Source organism: Algoriella xinjiangensis (assembly GCF_900115015.1).
Lineage (GTDB): Bacteria > Bacteroidota > Bacteroidia > Flavobacteriales > Weeksellaceae > Empedobacter > Empedobacter xinjiangensis.
The window spans coordinates 229,609-250,796 of the sequence record NZ_FOUZ01000003.1 but is presented as its reverse complement, the minus strand read 5'-3'; the positions used below and the strand labels follow the sequence as shown (position 1 = coordinate 250,796).

The following is a 21,188-nucleotide window of genomic DNA, read 5'->3' as shown; positions in this document are numbered from 1 at the left end:
ACCCTTTTCTCATTTTACCAAACACTTTTTACAATTATTTTACATTTAATCCTTAACTAACTGAACCAAAACAAAATATTTTTTCAAAAAAGTTTGAATGGGTATGGTTTGGGTAGGGTTTTGAGAGTTTGGGGTGGTCAATTGAGGGAAAAACGAAGACTATTATATAAATGATGTGATCCTGAAACGGGTTCAGGAGGACAAAAAATAATTTATTCTATATAATGAATATGAAAATTATTAGTGAGAGATTCTTCACTGCGTTCTGAATGACAGTGGAGAATTTTTCTTATTATATATGATGGGTTCATTAAATAGGTTTAGGTGGACTTGATGCAAGAAATGGATTAAGATAAAAGTAATCTTTATATAAGGATAGTAAAAAAAGTAATTGTCTTCTATATATAAAAGAACCCCGAGCGATTAATCGCTCGGGGTTGAGTATTCAAAAATAATATAAGTTTATTTTGTACTTAGTTTTAAAACTGGATTAACGATTGCGTCTTTACAGTTCAATAAATTTACGGGTAAATAAATTGGTTCTGCATACGGACAACCTTGTCGGTAAGTTTGAATTTTTATATACAAATTATCTTTATGCGTTGCGTGCAACGAATTAAATTCATAGAAAGCCATATTTCCAGTTTCTCTTACAAGTGCTAAACTTGAATTTGAAATATCTGTGAAACTAGTAATATTACCATCTCCATCTTTTGTCGCATTAGCAAATGATACTTGATATGATGTACATGGATCTGGTTTTTCTATTCTAAGAAAATCGCCTGCGCATAAATTTGTAGCAGAACTAGATCCAGAACCTGAACCAGAATTTGTTGAATCGATAATACCATTACCGCCATCAAAAATTAATTTTGGTTTTATTGAGATATCATATATATAAGTATAATCGCCAAGTAAACCTACTTGCACTGTACTTAGATAAGTTAATTCTACACGATCAAAAGGCTCATTGATTGCATCAACAATTAAAGCTTTTCTATTTCCTGTGCTTCCTAATAAAGCTAATAAATTAAGATCTAGAACTTTGAATTGACTTCCGTTGATTTGTGGTCCAACTTTTAAATTACCTAAATAACGTTGCACTTTAATATCCGTTAATAAACTTAAATCTAATACAGGAACTTCGAAACCGCCCATAATAATACGAACTTGATCGCCTGGACGCGCTACTTGATTAAATTTTACTGTTAATTTTTGTCTATTTAATGCAGCAACCGATTTATTAAAAATTGCGAAAGACTCTAAATCTTTATCAACTGCTAAATATGGATGAACAATCGATGCTAGCGAACTAGCTACACCTAAACCTATATCTTCTACTCCCCAAAGTACATCGTCTACCAAAGGATTTAGCGTTACATTACCTACATAATCACTTGGTTTACTTGCGCCAGAAACAACATTTCCTATTGTATTACACGTCGGATTGTTAACGTCAATTGTTTTCTTTTTTTCATAAAAAGCACCAAATACCTTCGCACTATTAGCTACCGCAACAGTACTACCTACAACAATACGAACACCTGAATAATCTACAGCTGCGCCACTACTATTTTTAGGAATAAATGAATATTCAAAAACATTATCTCCAACCAATAAATCAAGTAAAGCTCCGTCACCCGCTGCTAATAAAGGTCCGATTGTTTTTCCTGCAGCATCTAAAGCTTGAATTGTTACACCTCCACCAACTTGAACTGCACTATATTCTTGACCTACTTTTACCGTAACTGGCGTTCCTTTAGAAATCGTATGATCAAAACGAAGATTTTGCCAAGTTGTTCCTAATCCTAATAAACCAATTGGAATAGTTATAGTAGAATGTGTTGAAAGATCGTTATCTATCGCATTTGGACGATATGATACTATTCCTGAAATAAACAAAACAGGAACCGAACCCCAACCTTCTTGCGTTACCATAACTTTTTCCCTTGTTTCGTTACAGCTACTTAAATCATAAACATTAATAAGAATAGTTTCTGTTGTAACACAATTAGGTGTCGAATTTCTTGTTGCAGTTACTGTTATTGTATACAAACCAACTGCATTATAAGTAATTGTATTACCTGAAATAACATTACCAAGATGATCTTTATAAACCACTACACTTGGTTCTGTTGTTATAGCAGTTGGTAAAGTAATTGTGCTTCCACTTTGAATACTGAAGTTAGTATTAGATAATGTTAATTGATTATGAATAACATTAACCGTTACATCATTAGAAACTGCAGTGATATTGTCTGAAGTAACTTTTACTACACGTCTAACTTTTGTCGTTTCTAATAAATTTTTTAATGTTAAAGATATTTCTCCATTTATCATATAATTTTCGTCAACACTTGAAACCGATAACCATGTTGCACCATTGTCTTTACTTACTTCCCAAGAATAAGTAATAGGTGTTACAGGTGTAGTTGAAGCAGCTGTTAATCCATAAACTACAAAATCGCTGCCATAACATGCATTTGTTGTATTTTGTGCTACGCCTTGCGAAGTTGTAATAGATCCTGTGTTGCTAATTCCTACTGGAACAGAAACTGTTGCCTTAAACAATTTACACTCACTTTTATAAGTAAATTGAAAATTAATTCCTTTATCTTGTGTTGGAATTAAATAATTTGATGGTATTTCTACCTCAACACCGCCTTCTATCTTATAAAATGTATATCCATCTGTATTTGCACCTAGACCAGCAGCTTCTCCTACTGTTATTATTTGAAATTGACTTACTTTCACATCCAAATTAGGAACATTATCAGCTAAAGAAGATTTGAATACAGATATAAATAAAGAATTATCAGAAGTATCTTTATCTATATTAGCACCGCCAGAATCTTTTACAGATAATTTTATATCTAACGATCTTCTGAATTCTTCTGTAAGTAAAAATAAATTCCAATCCTTTTTAAAAGTTAATTGTACACTACCATTTGCAGGTATTTGTGTTCCATTTACTAATTTAAACGAATGTGACAATGGATTTGCAACCCTAAGGCCTCCTCTTGTATAATTCCATATATTTTGATGTACCGCAGTTGTTAAAACTGGATCAGGGTCATCTAAATAATTTAACCCTGTTGAATGATTAATTGTAAATAAAATTTCTAATGTTTCTGCAGCAGAAGCTACAAATGGAATATTAGAATTATTTTTGATAGTTAATGTATAGGTATTGATTTTTCCATCATAATTACATTGTTCCGAAACTTCTCCTGTTAAAGAAATATTTTCTTCTAACTTTATAAAAGTAACAGTTGCTTCGCTACATGCACCAATCAAATTACATACTTGATATTTTAACGGAGCTGTTGGCATTACAGCTCCCGTTGCAATTTTTACTTCTCCTGTAGCTGGATCTAATGTAATTCCTGTTGGCCAAACACCCAATGTAGATATTGATGCATTTTTAGTTGCACCAGATAACACAACCGTTACCATTGCATTGTTTACAGAAACTTTATCGTTTTGACCTATAAAATAACTTCCAGTAGTCCATTTATACGTATCATTTTCTGGTTTTATAATATTATCAAGATTTACAGTTCCTTCACAAGTTAATTCTACAGCGCTAGCATCTACAGTTTCTTCTAATTGAATATCGTCAATATACACATCATTACCTTGTGTTACTTCTGCCTGATTTCTAAACGAAACTGCAATATTAGAATTACATGTAGTATTTGTTGGTACTTTAAAAGTCCACGAATATTGCACCCAAACACCTGTTCCTGTAGCTGTTATAACTGGCGATTCACCTACATTACTTTCTGTGATAATATTTTGAGCTTGCATCTTAAATTTATGCGCCCCAGTTCCACTTGCAATATTTAGGATATAAGCAGATAGTTTATACGTTTTTCCATGCTCTAATACAACTCCTCTTCTGTAATACTGATTTTTAGTTGCTCCTGCATTTAAAATTAGAGCAGCACCAATACTACTTTTCGTGGTATTATCATACACATTTGTATTCCACCAAGAACCAATTTTAGGATTTAAGCTTTTATGAGGACTTAATATGGCATAATAACCATCATTAATATTACTTGAGTTTAAGTTTTCTCCACTAGCATTGGCAAAATATTCTCCAAATTTATAAAATGCTGAACCATGAGAAAATTTTGGTAACGAAGAATCTACACCTCCTTGCGGAATATATGGTGATGTTTTACGACCATCATGTCGCCCAAAATCTTCTTTAAATATTATTTGAGCTTTTGTTTTGATACTCATCATCAAGATGGGCAACAGAAACAAGTATATTATTTTATTTAATTTCATAATTGTTGTTTTAAAGATTTATAAATGACTAACATGTGTTAATTACTTAACCTTTAATACAATATTCATAAACGAACCATTCTTAATAATCGAATTATCAATGATTTTGTATGTTAATTTTCCATCAGCAGTTAATCCTATTGTTGCTTTTTCAAAAACAGTTTCATCTATATAAGTCACAAAATAGTCATAAGCAGTGGCTACTTTTACAAACTCTGTTAATGTTGCTGCTGATGATGATTTGATTGGTGCAGTAAATTGTCTGCTATATAAAGCATATAAATCTACCGTATATACTTTAGTTCCGCTATCATAAGTATATGATGTGTTTGAGGCATCTACAACACGTGCATCAGTTGGTACGGTTGGTAAAACAACAGATGGCATGTAAAAGAATTTTGGTGTAGATGAAGGTAGATCTTCCCAAACTAATCCATTCTGATCTTTCTTAAACATTAAAATTTGGTTATCTTTTGTATTAGCTGAAGTTCCGTCAATTGGATTAGCAGTATTAATAAGTGGTCGTGTCATTGGGAATGTATAATCAGAAGTATCTCTATCTCCTATATAAAACTTATCACTAGTAAAATTAAGTCCAAATTGTACATTTGGTTTATTAAAATTAGCTGCTAAAAAACCTGATGTATCAAAAATAAATGCAGTCATTTTATTAAAGCCAACACCTGTAAAATCTTCTACAGCGTAAGCTTGTATTCCAAATTTTTTCAAATCAAAAGAACTTGCTACAAGAGTATTACCACCACCTTCTCTCGAAATTAAGCCAATCCCACTATCATCTTGCACAATTAGGTTTCCTTCGCCCGATTTTGTAAAATCTATAAGATCTGCAACATTTTTTGTCATAGAACTGTAAAAAAGATTTCCTGTTGTTTCATATCCTGTATCTCCATACTTACTATTGGTTTCTATTCCGTAATAGCGACTTGTTGGTGTACCGGCATCTTTTGTATAAACGGTTCTAAAATCTCCTCCAACTTCTAATTGCTTTTGTGTTTTATTTGTTTCAAAATCAATTCCAAATTCATTGTTATAACCAATCCCTACTTTACCTTCTTGATAGATATCAACTTTTACTAAATCAATTCCGGCTTTAGAAGTAGATCCATTTACATTATCTCCTTCCTTATTTTCTGCTCTAGGAGTAGCATTTGAGGCTTGCGCATTCCAATACGAAGAAGATAAAATCTGCGCTGTATCTGGTAATTTTACCCAAGCTGTTCCATTATAATAGTAGAATCCTATTGTATCAATATTAACAGCAGTTCCTACTTGAGTACCTGTTGTAATACTATTGACATAAATTAATGTAGAGATTTCTACATTAAGCATGGATTGTGCTTTTTGACGATCTACACGCGGAATTAAAACTCCTTCTGCAGTAGTTGTTGTTCCTGTTTTATTAACAGCAGTAACATCTAAAGTTGCTTTTGGTACATCAGTACCTATACCTACTTGCGCGCTCACAGACACGCAGAACATTGCCATAGCAACACCAAGTAAAACTTTTTTCATCTTTTACATTTAACTAAACCTTTATAAAAATAATAAAATAATATTACTTATAAGAAACTGTAAACTAATTTTTTACGGCTTTAACAATATTAGTTAATGAAAAAATACAGTAATGATTAAAAGCTTGACTTTATTGAATAAAAAAACGAGTAAATATACATTCACTCGTTTTTTTATACTATTTTATCTTGTTATATCACCTCTGCTACTACAAAAGTACTTCCGCCGATATAAATCATATCATTTGGTAAAGCATTTGCTTTTGCGGCATTCAAAGCTTTTTCTACCGTATCAAAAAAGTGCTTGTCCTCTATATCATCAGGAATAATTTTATACAATTCATCAATTGTATATTTACGTGGAACATCTGGTTGACAAAAATAATAGGTTGCTTTCTTCGGAAAGAAATTAATAATAGATAAAACATCTTTATCATTTACAAATCCTAACACCAAATGCAAATGATTATACGCTTGCTCATTTATTTGCTTTGCAACTTCTACCAAACCATGCGGATTATGCGCTGTATCAGCAACTATTAATGGATGTTGATTTAAAATATCCCAACGTCCGCGCAAATTTGTATTCTTCACAACATTCGATAATCCGTTTGTAATATTTTCAGAAGAAATTTCCCAGCCCTGCTTTTGCAATTGTTCAATTGCTGTTAAAACTGTTCGTTTATTCTTTATTTGATATGTACCTTTTAGATCCGAAGGTAAATCTTGAAAGTGTTTTTCTTCTGCAAAAATAATTTCTGCATTTCGATCTTTTGCAATTTCTGTAAAAACTGGTTTTGTTTCTGCCGTTGTTTCTCCAATTACAACTGCTGTACTTGGTTTTATAATTCCAGCTTTTTCAAATGCTATTTTATCTAATGTATCTCCTAAAAACTGTGTATGATCTAAACCAATATTTATAATGACAGAAAGTTCGGGCAAAATAACATTCGTAGAATCTAATCTTCCACCTAAACCTGTTTCTATAATTGCAATATCCACTTTTTGTTGGGCAAAATATTCGAAAGCCATTGCAATTGCAATTTCAAAGAAAGAAGCTTTTTGATCGATAATTTTTTGTTCGTGCTTGTTTACAAAATCAACTACAAATTCTTCGTCCGCCATTGCACCGTTTACACGAATACGTTCTCTAAAATCTTTGAGATGTGGCGAAGTCGTTAAACCTGTTTTGTAACCCGCTTCCTGAAAAATAGAAGCCAACATATGAGACGTACTTCCTTTACCATTTGTCCCCGCAATATGTACCGTTTTAAACTTTTCTTGCGGATTTCCTAAATAAGTACACAACGCTGTAATATTTGTTAAATCGGCTTTCATGGCAGATGCGCCAACACGTTGAAACATTGGTAAATTTGTAAACAACCAATCAATTGTTTCTTGATACGTTCTCATTTCTCTTAAAATTTATACGAATATACAAACCATCTAAATAAAAAAATCGAATTTTTCCGAAGAAAAATCCGATTTTATATGATCTATTCAATGACTAAAATGATTAATCAGAATAATCTTGTTTTGTTGTTAATAGTATTTTTAGGACGATAAATCCTGCAATTGCAGCAGTTACAGAAGCTACTAAAATCATTAATTTTGCTTCGTTAATATAACTTTGGTCGCTAAAAGCTAACATTGATACAAAGATTGACATTGTAAAACCAATTCCTCCTAAAATTCCGACTCCAAAAACACGTTTGAAGTTGACGGCAGTTGGCAAATCGCATAAGCCTAATTTAACGGCTATAAATGTAAATAATGTAATTCCGATTGGTTTTCCTAAAACTAATCCTAAGAAAATTCCCGAAGCCAAAGGAATACTAAAATGTGCTAATCCTCCACCTTCTATCGTTATTGCTGTGTTTGCCAAAGCAAATAATGGTAAAATAACAAAAGCAACTGGTAAATGAAGCGCATGTTCCATTTTTGCAGACATTGATTTTGCATCAATTTTATCAAAAGGAATTGCAAATGCAACTAAAACTCCTGCAATTGTTGCGTGTATACCCGAATGTAGCATAAACCACCAAACTGCGATTCCTCCAACAATATAAAGAATCATGCTTTTTACTTTTAATTTATTTAAAACAAAAAGTCCTGCTAAAATTGCTATAGAAGTTCCGAATTGTGTAAAATCAAATGGTAATTCTGGATTTGGATAAAAAATAGCAATTACTATAATTGCACCTAAATCGTCGATTACGGCTAAAGCTGTTAAAAAAACTTTTAAAGACATTGGTACTCGTTTTCCTAACATTGTGATAATTGCAACTGCAAAAGCAATATCTGTTGCCATTGGTATTCCAAAACCACTTATTGTATCTGTTCCTTTGTTGGTCAGAAAAAATATTAATGCAGGAACGGCCATTCCGCCCAATGCTGCAAAAACTGGTAAAATTGCTTTTTTAGCGCTTGATAATTCTCCAACAAATATTTCTCGTTTCAACTCTAATCCAATTAAGAAAAAGAAAATTGCCATCAATCCATCATTTATCCAATGCGCGAACGAATGTCCAAACATATCTGTTAACCAAATTGCGTCGTACGACTGTGCAATTGGCGAATTGGCAAGAATTAAAGAAAATATTGTACAGAAAATTAATACAATTCCACCCGAAGTTTGACTTTGAAAGAAACTGCTAAAAAGTTTTGAAGAAATCATTGATTTGATTTTATTGTTTTGGTAAAAATAATAAACTCGTTTATCAACGCCTAATTATTACAAAACAATCGGTCAAAATTTATAGAAGTAATGATTTATATAAAGTTATTTTTAAGAAAATGGTTCGTAAATAATTCCAGAACTATGATCAGAAATAGCGCCAGTTACCGAAGCCAAACAATTAATTTGATTATTTGCACGACGAAAACCTAAAAAAGCAAAAATTAAAGCTTCTTTAAAATCGATTAAATTATCTGTCGGAATTATGATTTCAACAGACGAATTCTCTTGCAAACAATTCATAAAGAATATATTTCGAACTCCACCACCAGTTATTAACATGTTGTTGATATCGTATTTTTGAACAATCGTATTGATTTGAAATACAAAATGAGCAATACAGCTTCGTAGTTTATCTTCGATAGAAATTTTGTAGTTATCAACAATTGTTAAGAACTGATTCTCTACCCATTCAAAACCTAACGATTTTGGAAAATAATCTTTATAATATTGAAGTTCATTTAGTTGATTGACTAAATCTAAATTAACCGAACCTTTAGTCGCCAATTCTCCATTTTTATCATAATCAAAACCAAGTTGTTTTGCGTAATGATTCAGCACAATATTAATCGGACAAATATCAAATGCAATTCGTTTTCCATTTCTATTCATCGAAATATTTGAAAAACCTCCTAAATTTAAACATGCGTCATATTGATTAAACAACAATTCGTCACCAATCGGAACCAAAGGCGCGCCTTGACCGCCCAAAACAACATCTTGCGTTCGGAAATCGCAAATTACTTTTTGATTACATTTTGCCGCAATCGCAGCGCCATTACCAATTTGCAATGTAAAATTGTTTTGTGGCTGATGGAAAATTGTTTGCCCATGAGAAGCAACAAAATCAACTTGGTTAATTTTATACTTCTTCATAAATAAGTTGACTTGCTCGCCAAGATAATAACCAAAATTGATATCAAATTCGCATAAATCCATTGCAGAAAATTCGTACGCATTTTGCAATTTATTTTTTAAAGCTGGTTGATAATCGATTGTTTCAGCTTCTAAAATCTCGAATGATTGTGCGTCATCAAAATGAACGTAACAAATATCTAATCCGTCCAAAGATGTTCCTGACATTAATCCGATGCAAAAAGTAGAATTTTTCATGTTGTAAATTTAATTGATAATTTGAGATTTCTTTAGTTTAAGAAATAGATTCCTCGATAATCTTGGAATGACAACTAATATTTAATGTAAAGCTAAATTTAGTTTAGCTTGTCATCAAAAATTTATAAACAAGATGTGATTCTGAAACTAGTTTAGAATGATGATTTTAGTAAAATTTAAAAAAGATTCCTCGATAAACTCGGAATGACAACTAATACTTATTCTAAAGCTGAATTTAATTCAGCTTCTCATCAAAATTTTATAAATAATATGTGATTCTGAAACGAGTTCAGAATGACGGTTTTAGTAAAGTTTAAAAATATAGATTCCTCGACAAACTCGGAATAACAACTAATTCTTATTGTAAAGCTGAATTTAGTACAGCTTGTCAACAAAACTTTATAAACAAGATGTGATTCTGAAACGAGTTTAGAATGACGGTTTTTAGTAGAGTTTAAAAATATAGATTCCTCGACAAACTCGGAATGACAACTAATATTTAAAACTTATTGTCAAGCTGAATTTAGTTAGCTTCTCATCAAACTTTATAAACAAGATGTGATTCTGAAACGAGTTCAGAATGACGGAAGGATAAAATAAAGTGCTAAAATTAGTTCAAAAGATTACAATGAAAAGCCCGAACGAAGCGAACGTTCAAAAAGTGAACATTTTAGTGAAAGTTTAGATTTTTAATCTAATCTGAAAATCTTATATTTGGTAAATTAAATTACAAACAATAGACATGGCACATGATGTAATCTTCGATTTAATTGAAGAAGAAAAAGAAAGACAATTGAACGGAATTGAATTAATTGCTTCTGAAAACTTTGTTTCGGACAATGTAATGAAAGCAATGGGTTCTGTTTTAACGAATAAATATGCTGAAGGTTATCCAGGTAAACGTTATTACGGTGGATGTGAAGTAGTGGATGAAGTAGAAACAATTGCTATTGAAAGATTGAAAGCTTTGTTTGGAGCTGAGTATGCTAACGTACAACCACACTCTGGTTCGCAAGCAAATGCTGCTGTTTACTTAGCTTGTTTAAAACCTGGTGATAAAATCTTAGGTTTTGACTTGTCGCACGGTGGACATTTAACACACGGTTCTCCTGTTAACTTTTCTGGTTTAACATACAAAACATCTTTTTATGGTGTAGACCAAGAAACTGGTCTTATTGATTATGATGCAATGGCAGAAACGGCTCGTAAAGAAAAACCTCAAATGATTATTTGTGGTGCTTCTGCTTATTCTCGCGATATTGATTATTCTAAATTTAGAGCAGTAGCTGACGAAGTTGGTGCTTTATTATTGGCGGATATTTCTCATCCTGCAGGTTTAATTGCTCGTGGAATTTTAAACGATCCAATGCCTCATTGTCATATTGTAACTACAACTACACACAAAACTTTACGTGGACCTCGCGGTGGTGTAATTATGATGGGACAAGATTTTGAAAATCCTTGGGGATTAAAAACTCCAAAAGGTGAAGTAAAAATGATGTCTCAATTATTAAACGGAGCTGTATTCCCAGGAACACAAGGTGGACCTTTAGAGCATGTAATCGCATCTAAAGCGGTTGCTTTTGAAGAAGCTTTGTCTGATGGTTATATGGATTATATTGTACAAGTTGTTAAAAATGCAAAAGCATTAGCTGCTGCATTGGTTGCAAAAGAATACAATATTGTATCTGGCGGAACAGACAATCACTGTATGTTGATTGATTTACGTAACAAAGGAATTTCTGGTAAACAAGCAGAAAATGCATTGGTTTTAGCAGAAATTACATGTAACAAAAACATGGTTCCTTTTGATGATAAATCTCCATTCGTTACTTCTGGTATTCGTTTAGGTACGGCTGCTATTACAACACGTGGTTTAGTGGAAACAGATATGCAAACGGTTGCAGATTTTATTGATGAAGTTTTAACAAACATCGGAAACGAGGAAATAATCGAATTAGTTGCAGATCGTGTAAACGATTTTATGGCTGATAGACCATTGTTTCAAATGAAATAATTATCTAAGCAATTAGATCTAAATTATAACAAAATCCTAAGTCTTTCGGCTTAGGATTTTTTTGTTGAAATACATTCAAATTATTTCAACAAAAAAAGCAACTCCAAAAGAAGTTGCTTTTATATTTTATACTAAGATATTAGTTTTTAATCTTACGCATTTAATGCCTCTGCACCACCAACAATCTCTAAGATTTCATTAGTAATAGCAGCTTGACGCGCTTTGTTGTATTGGATTTTCAAGGCTTTTTGTAACTCGCTTGCGTTGTCTGTTGCTTTGTGCATAGCAGTCATACGCGCACCGTGTTCAGAAGCATTTGCATCTAATACCGCTTTAAATAATTGCGTTTTTAAAGTTTGAGGGATTAAATCTGTTAAGATTTCTTCCTTCGTAGGATTGAAGATATAATCTAACTCAGCTTGATTAGTTGATTCTTCAGATTTCTCGATAACAACTGGTAAAAATTGTTCGTTTTGAACGATTTGTACTGCTGCATTTTGAAATTGATTGTATACGATTCTGATTTGGTCAAACTCACCTGCTTCAAATTTAGCAACTAAATCTTCTGCAATTTCAGCAACATCTGCAAAATTTAAATTATCCCAAATCGTTGATTCATTTTTATAAATCGTTTGAGATTTTTTGAATGTTTCGTACGCTTTTTTACCAATCGCTAAAATTTCTACTTCTTTACCTACAAGTTCTGTTGCTAATAAAGCGTTTACTTTTTTAATAATGCTCGAGTTGTATCCTCCACATAAACCTCTGTTCGAGTTAATAACTACTAATAGTACTTTATTAACCTCGCGTTGTTCTGTTAAAGCTCCTCCCACTTCAGCTTCTAAAGTAGAACTTACATTTTGTAAAAGTTCACGTAATTTATCTGCATAAGGACGTAATTGAATGATAGAATCTGTTGCACGTTTCAATTTTGCAGCAGATACTAATTTCATAGCACTTGTAATCTGCATCGTTGAACCAACTGATGTAATTCGGTTACGTATATCTTTTAAATTTGGCATAATTCTATTTGAGATGAAGGATTAAAAGAGGCTTGAAAGTTTTCACTTTCAAGCTTCATTTATATTTTATTAGTATTTAGAAGTTGTTTCTGAAATAACAGTCTTCAATACATCCATAATTTCGTCAGTCCATTTACCTAAACGGATAGCTGTTAAAGTGTCTGCATGTTTATTTCTCAATAATTCTAAGAAATCAACTTGCCACTCTCTTACTTGGTTAACAGGAACATTTCTCAATAATCCGTTAGTACCTGCGTAGATAAAAGCAACTTGCTCTTCTACAGCTACAGGAGCGTGTACACCTTGTTTTAATAACTCTACGTTACGTTCTCCTTTTCCAATAACGTTCATTGTAGCTGCATCTAAATCTGATCCAAATTTAGCGAAAGCTTCTAATTCACGATATTGTGCTTGGTCTAATTTTAATGTACCAGATACTTTTTTCATTGGTTTTGTTTGTGCAGAACCACCAACACGAGATACAGAAATACCTACGTTAATCGCTGGACGAACTCCTGAGTTGAATAAATCTGACTCTAAGAAAATTTGACCATCTGTAATCGAAATTACGTTTGTTGGGATATATGCAGAAACGTCTCCAGCTTGAGTTTCGATAATTGGTAAAGCAGTTAAAGAACCACCACCTTTTACGATAGCTTTCATAGATTCTGGTAAATCATTCATTTGAGATGCAATTTTATCATCTTTGATAACTTTTGCAGCACGCTCTAATAAACGAGAGTGTAAGTAAAATACATCTCCAGGGTATGCTTCACGTCCCGGTGGGCGACGTAATAATAAAGATACCTCACGGTAAGCAACCGCTTGTTTAGATAAATCATCATAAACAATTAACGCTGGACGACCAGAGTCACGGAAAAACTCACCAATTGCAGCACCTGCCATTGGAGCATATACTTGCATTGGAGCAGGATCTGATGCATTTGCAGCTACAATTACTGTATACTTATCTGCACCGTGATCTTGTAATGTTTTCATAATACCTGCAACTGTAGATCCTTTTTGTCCTACGGCTACATAAATACAGAAAACTGGTTCACCTCTATCGTAAAATTCTTTTTGATTTAAGATTGCATCTAAAGCAACAGAAGTTTTACCTGTTTGACGGTCACCAATGATTAACTCACGTTGTCCACGTCCGATAGGAATCATCGCATCAATAGAAACGATACCTGTTTGTAATGGCTCGTTTACTGGTTGACGGTAAATAACTCCTGGAGCTTTACGCTCGATAGGCATTTCATATAATTGTCCTTCGATTGGTCCTTTACCATCGATAGGATTTCCTAACATATCAACTACACGTCCTAACATTCCTTCACCAACATTGATAGAAGCAATTTTGTTAGTACGTTTTACTGTATCACCTTCTTTAATACCTTGTGAAGGTCCGAAAAGTACAATACCTACGTTATCTTCTTCAAGGTTTTGAACCATTCCTTCTAATCCGTTTGAGAATTCTACTAATTCTCCGTATTGAGCATTGTCTAACCCGTAAACACGAGCAATACCATCCCCAACAGTTAGAACGGTTCCAACTTCAGCTAATTCAATAGCTGAATCAAAGCTTGAAAGTTGTTGTTTTAATATAGCTGAAACTTCAGCTGGATTTATTTCTGGCATTTCTGAAATATTTAAAATTTAGGAATGTATTCGTTTTTCGAAAAATCTTTTTTAAGCGTAGCTAACTTTGTTTTGATTGATGAATCTACTTGATTGTTTCCGATTTTTAAAACGAAACCTCCAATTAAAGATGCATCTACTTTGTTTTCTACTTTTACTTGACTTCCTGCTACTAAAGTTTGTTTTGCTTTAGAAACAATCAAGTCGATTGTATTTTGATCTAATTGTACTGCCGAAGTAATTTCTGCGGTTACAATATTATTTGCTTGATCGTAAATTGCGATAAACTGATCAGCTATTTTAGATAAGATATTTTCTCTACCTTGTCTTACTACTAATGAAATGAATGTACGAGTTGTTTTAGATAAAGATTTAAAAATCTCAGCTAACACAGCATCTTTTTTCTTTGCATCAATCACCGGAGATTTTAAGAAGACTTTTAAGTCGTCACTCTCTTTTATGATTTTGCATACATCATTCATTTCAGCATACACTACATTTGTTTCATTTGCGTCAATTGCAAATGCCATCAAACCTTTCGCGTATCTATTTGCTGCTCTGAATCCTGCCATGATTAATTGAATTTTACTTGATCAATAACGTCATTTACCAAAGCTACTTGCGCAGATTTGTCACTTAATTCTTTCGTTAAGATTTTCTCAGCAATTTCAATTGATAACTGTCCAACTTGATTTTTGATATCAGCCATTGCAGCAGATTTCTCGTTTTGGATAGCCGTTTTAGCGTTTTCAATTAATTTGTTTCCTTCTACAGTAGCAGAATTTTTCGCCTCGTTGATGATATTTTCTTTCATTTCACGCGCCTCTTTCAAGATTGCATCACGTTCAGCACGAGCTTCTTTCATGATTTTCTCGTTTTGAGCGTTTAATAAAGCCATCTCTTCTTTCGCTTTTTTAGCTGCGTTTAATGCATCCTCGATAGATTGTTCTCTCTCTTTAACTGCAGATAAGATAGGCTTCCACGCTAATGATCTTAACAATACTAATAAGATGATAAATACGACCGCAGTCCAAAAAATAAGACCAACTGAAGGTGTAATTAAATCCATTGTGTGTATGTATTAAATTTTATTTTTTACTTATTAATTTTTTAATGAATTAGCTTCAACAACCAACCGTTATTGAAGCTAATTTAAATTCAAATATTATCCGTTACCTAATAACGCAACTACGATACCAAATAAACCTGCACCCTCGATTAAGGCTGCTGCGATAATCATAGCTGTTTGAATTTTTGAAGCCGCTTCTGGTTGTCTAGCGATTCCTTCCATAGCTGATCCACCGATTTTACCGATACCTAAACCAACTCCTAAAACTGCTAAACCAGCTCCGATTGCTGCAATACTTCCTGTCATGATAATTGTATTTAATTATTAAAAAATTATTTTATTGTTTTCTATTCTTAATGATGTTCGTGTTCTGCAACTGCTGTTCCGATAAATAAAGAAACTAACATTGTAAATACAAATGCTTGTAATGCCGCTACTAATAACTCTAAACAGTAGATAAATAATGCTAAAGGAATAGATCCTGCAGACATAAATGCTGATTGAAAGATAAAGATTAACGAGATTAAAGACATAATAATGATGTGTCCTGCTGTGATGTTCGCAAATAAACGAATCATTAAGGCAAATGGTTTTGTAATAATACCAACTAACTCTATTGGAGCTAAGATTAATTTTACAGGAACCGGTACACCTGGCATCCATAACATGTGACCCCAATAACCTTTGTTACCAGAAAAGTTAACAACGATTAATGCGATTAATGCTAATACAAAAGTTACTGCAATATTTCCTGTTACGTTTGCTGCACCTGGTAACAATCCTAATAAATTGTTGATCCAGATAAAGAAAAATAACGTTAATAAATAAGGCATAAATTTCGCATATTTTTTCTCACCAATATTTGGAATCGCTACTTCATCACGAATAAAAATAATTAAAGGCTCGATGAATCCTGCGATACCTTTTGGCACCATATTTCCTTTTTTGTAGTTTGACGCAACTGCCGTAAAAACTAAGATTAAGATTACAAAAGACAATAACATTGATGCTACGTTTTTTGTGATAGAAAAATCTAATGGTTTTTCGTTTTGCAAGTGTACTGCTCCTTTCTCATCAACGTGAGCTTCGATAGTTCCTTGTGCATCAGTTTTGTAGATTTTTTCGTGGAAGTTGATGTAGTAATTTCCATTGCTTTCTACAACTGCTTCGTTGTGGTGAAATTTAGAAGACATAAAAACATTCAATCCATTGTTATCCCAAAAAATAACTGGTAATGGAATTGTAACACTTTTTTCACCTTCTCCCCATAAATGCCAATCATGTGCATCAGCAATGTGGTGCATAATAACTGGTACTGGATTAAATGTAGCTTCGCCAGATTTCACTTTTGCAGCTTCTTCTTGGCTCTTTACTTGTTCACTTTTAATTAACTCCTCAAACGTTTTTGGTAAACCTTCATGCGTAGACGCTGTAGCAGCGAATCCGAAATTGAAAAGTAATAAAAACGCTAATAACGCTGAAAATCTCATGTTTAATTCCTTTGTTTCTAAATTGCGTGCAAAATTATAGTAAATTAACCACTTACCAAAGTCAAATGCTAAAAATCATTAAACTTTTTTTAACTTTAAATTAATTAAGCGGATAAATATTAAAACTTCGGCAAGCAAAATTACGAAATAACTTATAATTAATTGCGATACATTTGATTTAATTTCTTGATTAACAACAACCAAAGCCAAAACTACCGCCATCTTCGCTATCATCCCTCCCATAAAGGCAAAGCCAACATATTCTGGGAATTTTACTTTCACAAAACAGCCCATTTGAATGATAAATAATGTAATTAATCCAATTATTAAATAAATTTTTGGAATAATTAGCGGATTTTCGCTCAAGTTAAATTGCACAACAATTGCATAATGAATGCCACAAAAAATAGCAACCAACGCTACAAATACAAAAGCAAGTAAAAGAAATTTTTTAATCATTTATTATTTTTTTGGTAACTGTTTAAACATTAAATATAAACCTACAAAAACACCCAACAAAGATAAGCCAGCGGTCCACAAAGGCTTGTCTGTTTCGTACTTTTTATCCAAAAAAGTTCCCAGCCAAGTAAATAACGCAATCGTTATCGCCATCTGCATTCCCATCCCCGAAAATTTTAAATATTGATTTACACCTTCGGTCTTTCGTTCGTCTTTCATAAGTTTTATGTAATTTTGCAAAAAATTTTCTCGTGGTAAAGATAGGAAACATAGAGTTACCAGACTTCCCTTTATTGCTTGCACCTATGGAGGATGTAAGCGACCCACCATTTCGCCGTTTATGTAAAATGCACGGTGCAGACCTTATGTATACAGAGTTTATCTCTTCAGAAGGTTTGATTAGAGACGCTATAAAAAGTCGTCAAAAATTAGATATTTTTGATTACGAGCGTCCAATTGGTATTCAGATTTTTGGTGGAGATGAAGAAGCAATGGCAATTTCTGCAAAAATTGTAGAAACTGTTCAGCCAGATTTGGTCGATATTAATTTTGGATGCCCAGTAAAAAAAGTGGTTTGTAAAGGCGCAGGAGCAGGAGTTTTAAAAGACATCGATTTGATGGTAAAACTAACAAAATCTGTGGTCGAAAGTACACATTTACCTGTTACTGTAAAAACTCGTTTAGGTTGGGATCACGATTCTATCAATATTGATGAAGTTGCGCAACGTTTGCAAGATACAGGTATCAAGGCATTGGCTATACACGGACGTACGCGTGCGCAGATGTACAAAGGACATTCGGACTGGACGCATATTGCGCGTGTAAAAGCAAACCCGAATATTGAGATTCCAATTTTTGGAAATGGAGATATCGATTCGCCTCAAAAAGCAGTAGAATACAAAGAAAAATATGGTGTAGATGGAATTATGATTGGTCGTGCGGCGATTGGTTATCCATGGATTTTTAATCACATCAAACATTACCGAGAAACGGGCGAATTATTGGCTGAACCTACTATGAATGAACGTATGGAAGCTGCTAAAAACCATTTATCTTGGGCAATTGATTGGAAAGGTGAACGCACAGGTGTTTTAGAAACACGTATGCATTATACCAATTATTTTAAGGGAATTCCGAATTTTAAACCTTATCGTACAAAATTAGTAACACAAGATAATTTGGTCGATTTGATGCAAACTTTTGACGAAATAGAACAAGATTTTATTCCGACATTGGAAAATATATAAAATCAAAAAATCCATCAATTAATTGATGGATTTTTCTTTAATACAAACTTGAGACTATATTAATTACAATCATCAACGATTAACACATCTTCTGGATTTATTGTATCGTATTTTATCAACACAACTTCGTCCACGTCTAATCTTGATCGTAAAGTAACTTCGTAAACTTCTTCTCCTACCGGATACTGAATTGTAGCACTTGGTCTTTTTAATGTTCCGCTAGTTTCCGTAACAACACCTTGCACGCATTTTCCTGTTTTAGATAATTGATCTTCTAATTGCTTGTTCGAATATTGGCTGTAACCAAAAGCGGCAAGTCCCAGAACTGCGATAACGATATAAAAATATTTTTTCATATAAATTGTTTTTTATAATTAGGTTTTTGTCTAATACAAATTTATATGCCTTTCTACTTTTATAAAATCCCTATTATTAGCTAATTTTTAGTTTCTTGCTTTGTTTTCAATGCATAAAGCGCAAAAGTCCCCAACCAATGACTTCCCATATAATCGTCATTCGTAATATTATTTAACGAATAATTGAGGTGATGATTTGCCATTTCGTCCAAATGTTTCAATTCTGGTAAAACATGTTGAATTTGATACATTGCGGCTGCACGACTAAAGTTTAAACCATCTAAATGTACCAAATATCCATCAGTTCTATCCGATACAATACCTGGTTTTAAGTCGAAATTATTTTTAAATAATTGAGGTAAAAATCCTTTCAACCATTTTTTATAAACTACTTTTTCTTTAATTTTAGACATCACCAAAGCTTCTTCTAAACAAGGCGAAAGAAAATCTGAACCACTAGGCTCAAAAGCCAAATTGCATTTTACATCTTTCTCATACAAACGATTTGCATTCTGCGAAATTACTTTTACAAAAGCATCATTGTTTACAGAACGTGCATAATCTAACGATAAACTCAATCCAAAAGCAGTGTTATCATGCGTTCCAGTTCTGATTGGATAAACCAATTTTGGTAAATATTCTGTGTACCGTGTTACAATTAAATCACTAAAAGGTTGCAAATTTTTTGCCCAAACTTGCGCATCTTTATCTTGCCAATTATTCAATTCCATTTGCAATTGTAACAACCAAGCCCAACCATAAGTTCGCTCGAAAGATTTATTGTTTTTATCATTAAAAAAAGCCATCTCTACCGCAATATTATCTGGTGTAATCAACTCATTTAATTGATTTCTGACTTCATTTTTTGAATCTAATTCAGGAAAATCCTTCATCAATTTCACAATCGACCAAAATCCATGAACAGACGAATGCCAGTCAAAACATCCATAAAAAATAGGACGTATTTGTTTAGGTGTTTTCAAATCTTTTGCACTTCCCAAAACATTTCCCAACTTATTTGGATATTCTACCGAAATGCAATGCGTTGGTAAATCAAAAATCTTTTTGGCTTGTTCTACATGTAATTCTTGGGCAAAAGTAGTTGCCGAAATTAAGGTCGAAAATAATAGAAATCGTTTCATTTTAATGTTTTGACCAAATTAATCAATTTTATTTGACGTAATAAACTTTTTGAGCTGTTCTTTTGCTTGTAAACTTTCAGGAAAACGCGTTACATTTAACTCAAAATAATATTTTGCAAGCTCATTTTTATTCTGTTTCATCAAATAATTCGCTACTAAATTAATGTATGTTTCCGAAGGTTGGAAAGTATAATTTAATCGTTTAGAAAACTTTTCAAATGATGATTCAATTAAATTAGATTGACTTGGAACAGCTTTTATATTGATGCGATAACCATCAAATATCCAACGTAAAAAATCTATAGAACCAATCATTGGAATAGATCCATGTTCTTCATCTGCATATTGCTTATAATTATAGTTTATCGATTGATTATTTGACGTTTTAATCAATTCATTAACTGCTCTAATTCCTTCATAATGTCCTTTTAAATCTCCATTATTCTGTTTTTCACCAACTTGAGTAATCATCAAAAAATGATTTTTAAAATCAACTAATTTTACGTTTTGATACAACTTTTTTAATTCAAAATCATTAAACCATATACTTGGATCATGTGCAACATACGCATTAAATGTTTCCGGATAATTGTACATCGTTTTTAATGCAAAATAACCACCTAACGAATGCCCAATTAACATTTTAAAATCATTAACACGGTAATTATTTTCTACAAAAGGAAATAATTCTGATTGAATAAAATTTAAAAAATTAACATCATTTACATGGGTAAAATCTTTTGAACGATCACCATTTTTATTGGTAATTCCAACAATAATAAATTCAGGAATTTCTTGATAATGTCCAGTTTCAAACTTATTCACAACTCCTGTTAAAAACGTAAAGTTTGCTTCAGCATCTAAAACATAAATAACAGGATAATTAACTTTTTGTAAGTTTGGGTTTGAATACGATTCGGGAAGATTAACCCAAATTTCGCGATTAGTATTTAATTTTTTCGAATTGATAATATTAATATCGGCGATAGTTAATTTTTCTTGTGCAAAAAGAATTTGTGTCAAAAAAATGAAACACAAATAAAGTATTTTCTTCATTCTAT

The 21,188-nt window shown here is 32.5% G+C and carries 18 protein-coding genes; 2 read left to right on the top strand and 16 right to left on the bottom strand.

The window, feature by feature from the left end:
- Window positions 1-462 precede the first annotated feature (462 nt).
- The 5 genes from BM072_RS04240 to BM072_RS04220 form a co-directional block, all read right to left on the bottom strand.
- Complete coding sequence (locus tag BM072_RS04240; RefSeq protein WP_125113505.1) at window positions 463-4,299, bottom strand: hypothetical protein; 3,837 nt, start codon at window positions 4,297-4,299, stop codon at window positions 463-465.
- A 42-nt stretch (window positions 4,300-4,341) separates the two neighbouring features.
- Entirely contained in the window at window positions 4,342-5,832 is a 1,491-nt protein-coding gene (locus BM072_RS04235) for a hypothetical protein (protein WP_092906876.1), read from the bottom strand.
- 191 nt (window positions 5,833-6,023) lie between these two features.
- A complete protein-coding gene (locus BM072_RS04230) occupies window positions 6,024-7,244 on the bottom strand; it encodes a bifunctional folylpolyglutamate synthase/dihydrofolate synthase (RefSeq protein WP_092906874.1) in 1,221 nt (406 codons plus the stop codon).
- A 103-nt stretch (window positions 7,245-7,347) separates the two neighbouring features.
- Entirely contained in the window at window positions 7,348-8,508 is a 1,161-nt protein-coding gene (nhaA, locus tag BM072_RS04225; protein ID WP_092906872.1) for a Na+/H+ antiporter NhaA, read from the bottom strand.
- Between the two features lie 111 nt (window positions 8,509-8,619).
- A complete protein-coding gene (locus tag BM072_RS04220) occupies window positions 8,620-9,681 on the bottom strand; it encodes an anhydro-N-acetylmuramic acid kinase (protein ID WP_092906870.1) in 1,062 nt (353 codons plus the stop codon).
- Window positions 9,682-10,423: 742 nt separating this feature from the next.
- Here BM072_RS04220 and glyA point away from each other — a divergent pair.
- Complete coding sequence (gene glyA, locus BM072_RS04215) at window positions 10,424-11,698, top strand: serine hydroxymethyltransferase (RefSeq protein WP_092906868.1); 1,275 nt, start codon at window positions 10,424-10,426, stop codon at window positions 11,696-11,698.
- Between the two features lie 152 nt (window positions 11,699-11,850).
- On the opposite strand, the gene atpG is transcribed toward glyA, so the two are convergent.
- From atpG to BM072_RS04175, 8 genes are all read right to left on the bottom strand, one after another.
- Window positions 11,851-12,720, bottom strand: coding sequence for an ATP synthase F1 subunit gamma (atpG, locus tag BM072_RS04210; RefSeq protein WP_092906866.1), 870 nt, complete (start codon window positions 12,718-12,720; stop codon window positions 11,851-11,853).
- A 69-nt stretch (window positions 12,721-12,789) separates the two neighbouring features.
- The gene (gene atpA / locus BM072_RS04205) at window positions 12,790-14,364 is read right to left on the bottom strand and encodes a F0F1 ATP synthase subunit alpha (protein WP_092906864.1); all 1,575 of its coding nucleotides are present in this window, start codon (window positions 14,362-14,364) and stop codon (window positions 12,790-12,792) included.
- Window positions 14,365-14,375: 11 nt separating this feature from the next.
- Window positions 14,376-14,936: an ATP synthase F1 subunit delta gene (gene atpH, locus BM072_RS04200; protein WP_092906862.1), complete on the bottom strand. Its 561-nt coding sequence runs from the start codon at window positions 14,934-14,936 to the stop codon at window positions 14,376-14,378.
- 2 nt (window positions 14,937-14,938) lie between these two features.
- Window positions 14,939-15,433 carry a F0F1 ATP synthase subunit B gene (locus BM072_RS04195; protein WP_092906860.1) on the bottom strand — a complete coding sequence of 165 codons (495 nt, stop codon included), beginning with the start codon at window positions 15,431-15,433 and terminating at the stop codon, window positions 14,939-14,941.
- Window positions 15,434-15,529: 96 nt separating this feature from the next.
- Window positions 15,530-15,739, bottom strand: a complete 210-nt coding sequence (gene atpE / locus BM072_RS04190) for an ATP synthase F0 subunit C (protein ID WP_013598300.1) — start codon at window positions 15,737-15,739, stop codon at window positions 15,530-15,532.
- A 47-nt stretch (window positions 15,740-15,786) separates the two neighbouring features.
- Complete coding sequence (gene atpB / locus BM072_RS04185) at window positions 15,787-16,923, bottom strand: F0F1 ATP synthase subunit A (protein ID WP_092906858.1); 1,137 nt, start codon at window positions 16,921-16,923, stop codon at window positions 15,787-15,789.
- 78 nt (window positions 16,924-17,001) lie between these two features.
- Window positions 17,002-17,382 (bottom strand): hypothetical protein, encoded by a 381-nt coding sequence (locus tag BM072_RS04180; RefSeq protein WP_092906856.1) that lies wholly within the window; start codon window positions 17,380-17,382, stop codon window positions 17,002-17,004.
- 3 nt (window positions 17,383-17,385) lie between these two features.
- Complete coding sequence (locus BM072_RS04175; RefSeq protein ID WP_092906854.1) at window positions 17,386-17,601, bottom strand: AtpZ/AtpI family protein; 216 nt, start codon at window positions 17,599-17,601, stop codon at window positions 17,386-17,388.
- Window positions 17,602-17,633: 32 nt separating this feature from the next.
- Here BM072_RS04175 and dusB point away from each other — a divergent pair, with 32 nt between their 5' ends.
- Window positions 17,634-18,629 (top strand): tRNA dihydrouridine synthase DusB, encoded by a 996-nt coding sequence (gene dusB, locus BM072_RS04170; RefSeq protein ID WP_092906852.1) that lies wholly within the window; start codon window positions 17,634-17,636, stop codon window positions 18,627-18,629.
- 59 nt (window positions 18,630-18,688) lie between these two features.
- Here dusB and BM072_RS04165 read toward each other — a convergent pair whose 3' ends face one another.
- The 3 genes from BM072_RS04165 to BM072_RS04155 form a co-directional block, all read right to left on the bottom strand.
- A complete protein-coding gene (locus BM072_RS04165) occupies window positions 18,689-18,985 on the bottom strand; it encodes a hypothetical protein (RefSeq protein ID WP_092906850.1) in 297 nt (98 codons plus the stop codon).
- Window positions 18,986-19,065: 80 nt separating this feature from the next.
- The gene (locus tag BM072_RS04160; protein ID WP_092906848.1) at window positions 19,066-20,127 is read right to left on the bottom strand and encodes a DUF2891 domain-containing protein; all 1,062 of its coding nucleotides are present in this window, start codon (window positions 20,125-20,127) and stop codon (window positions 19,066-19,068) included.
- Window positions 20,128-20,145: 18 nt separating this feature from the next.
- Window positions 20,146-21,183 carry an alpha/beta hydrolase gene (locus BM072_RS04155; protein WP_092906846.1) on the bottom strand — a complete coding sequence of 346 codons (1,038 nt, stop codon included), beginning with the start codon at window positions 21,181-21,183 and terminating at the stop codon, window positions 20,146-20,148.
- Window positions 21,184-21,188: the final 5 nt, after the last annotated feature.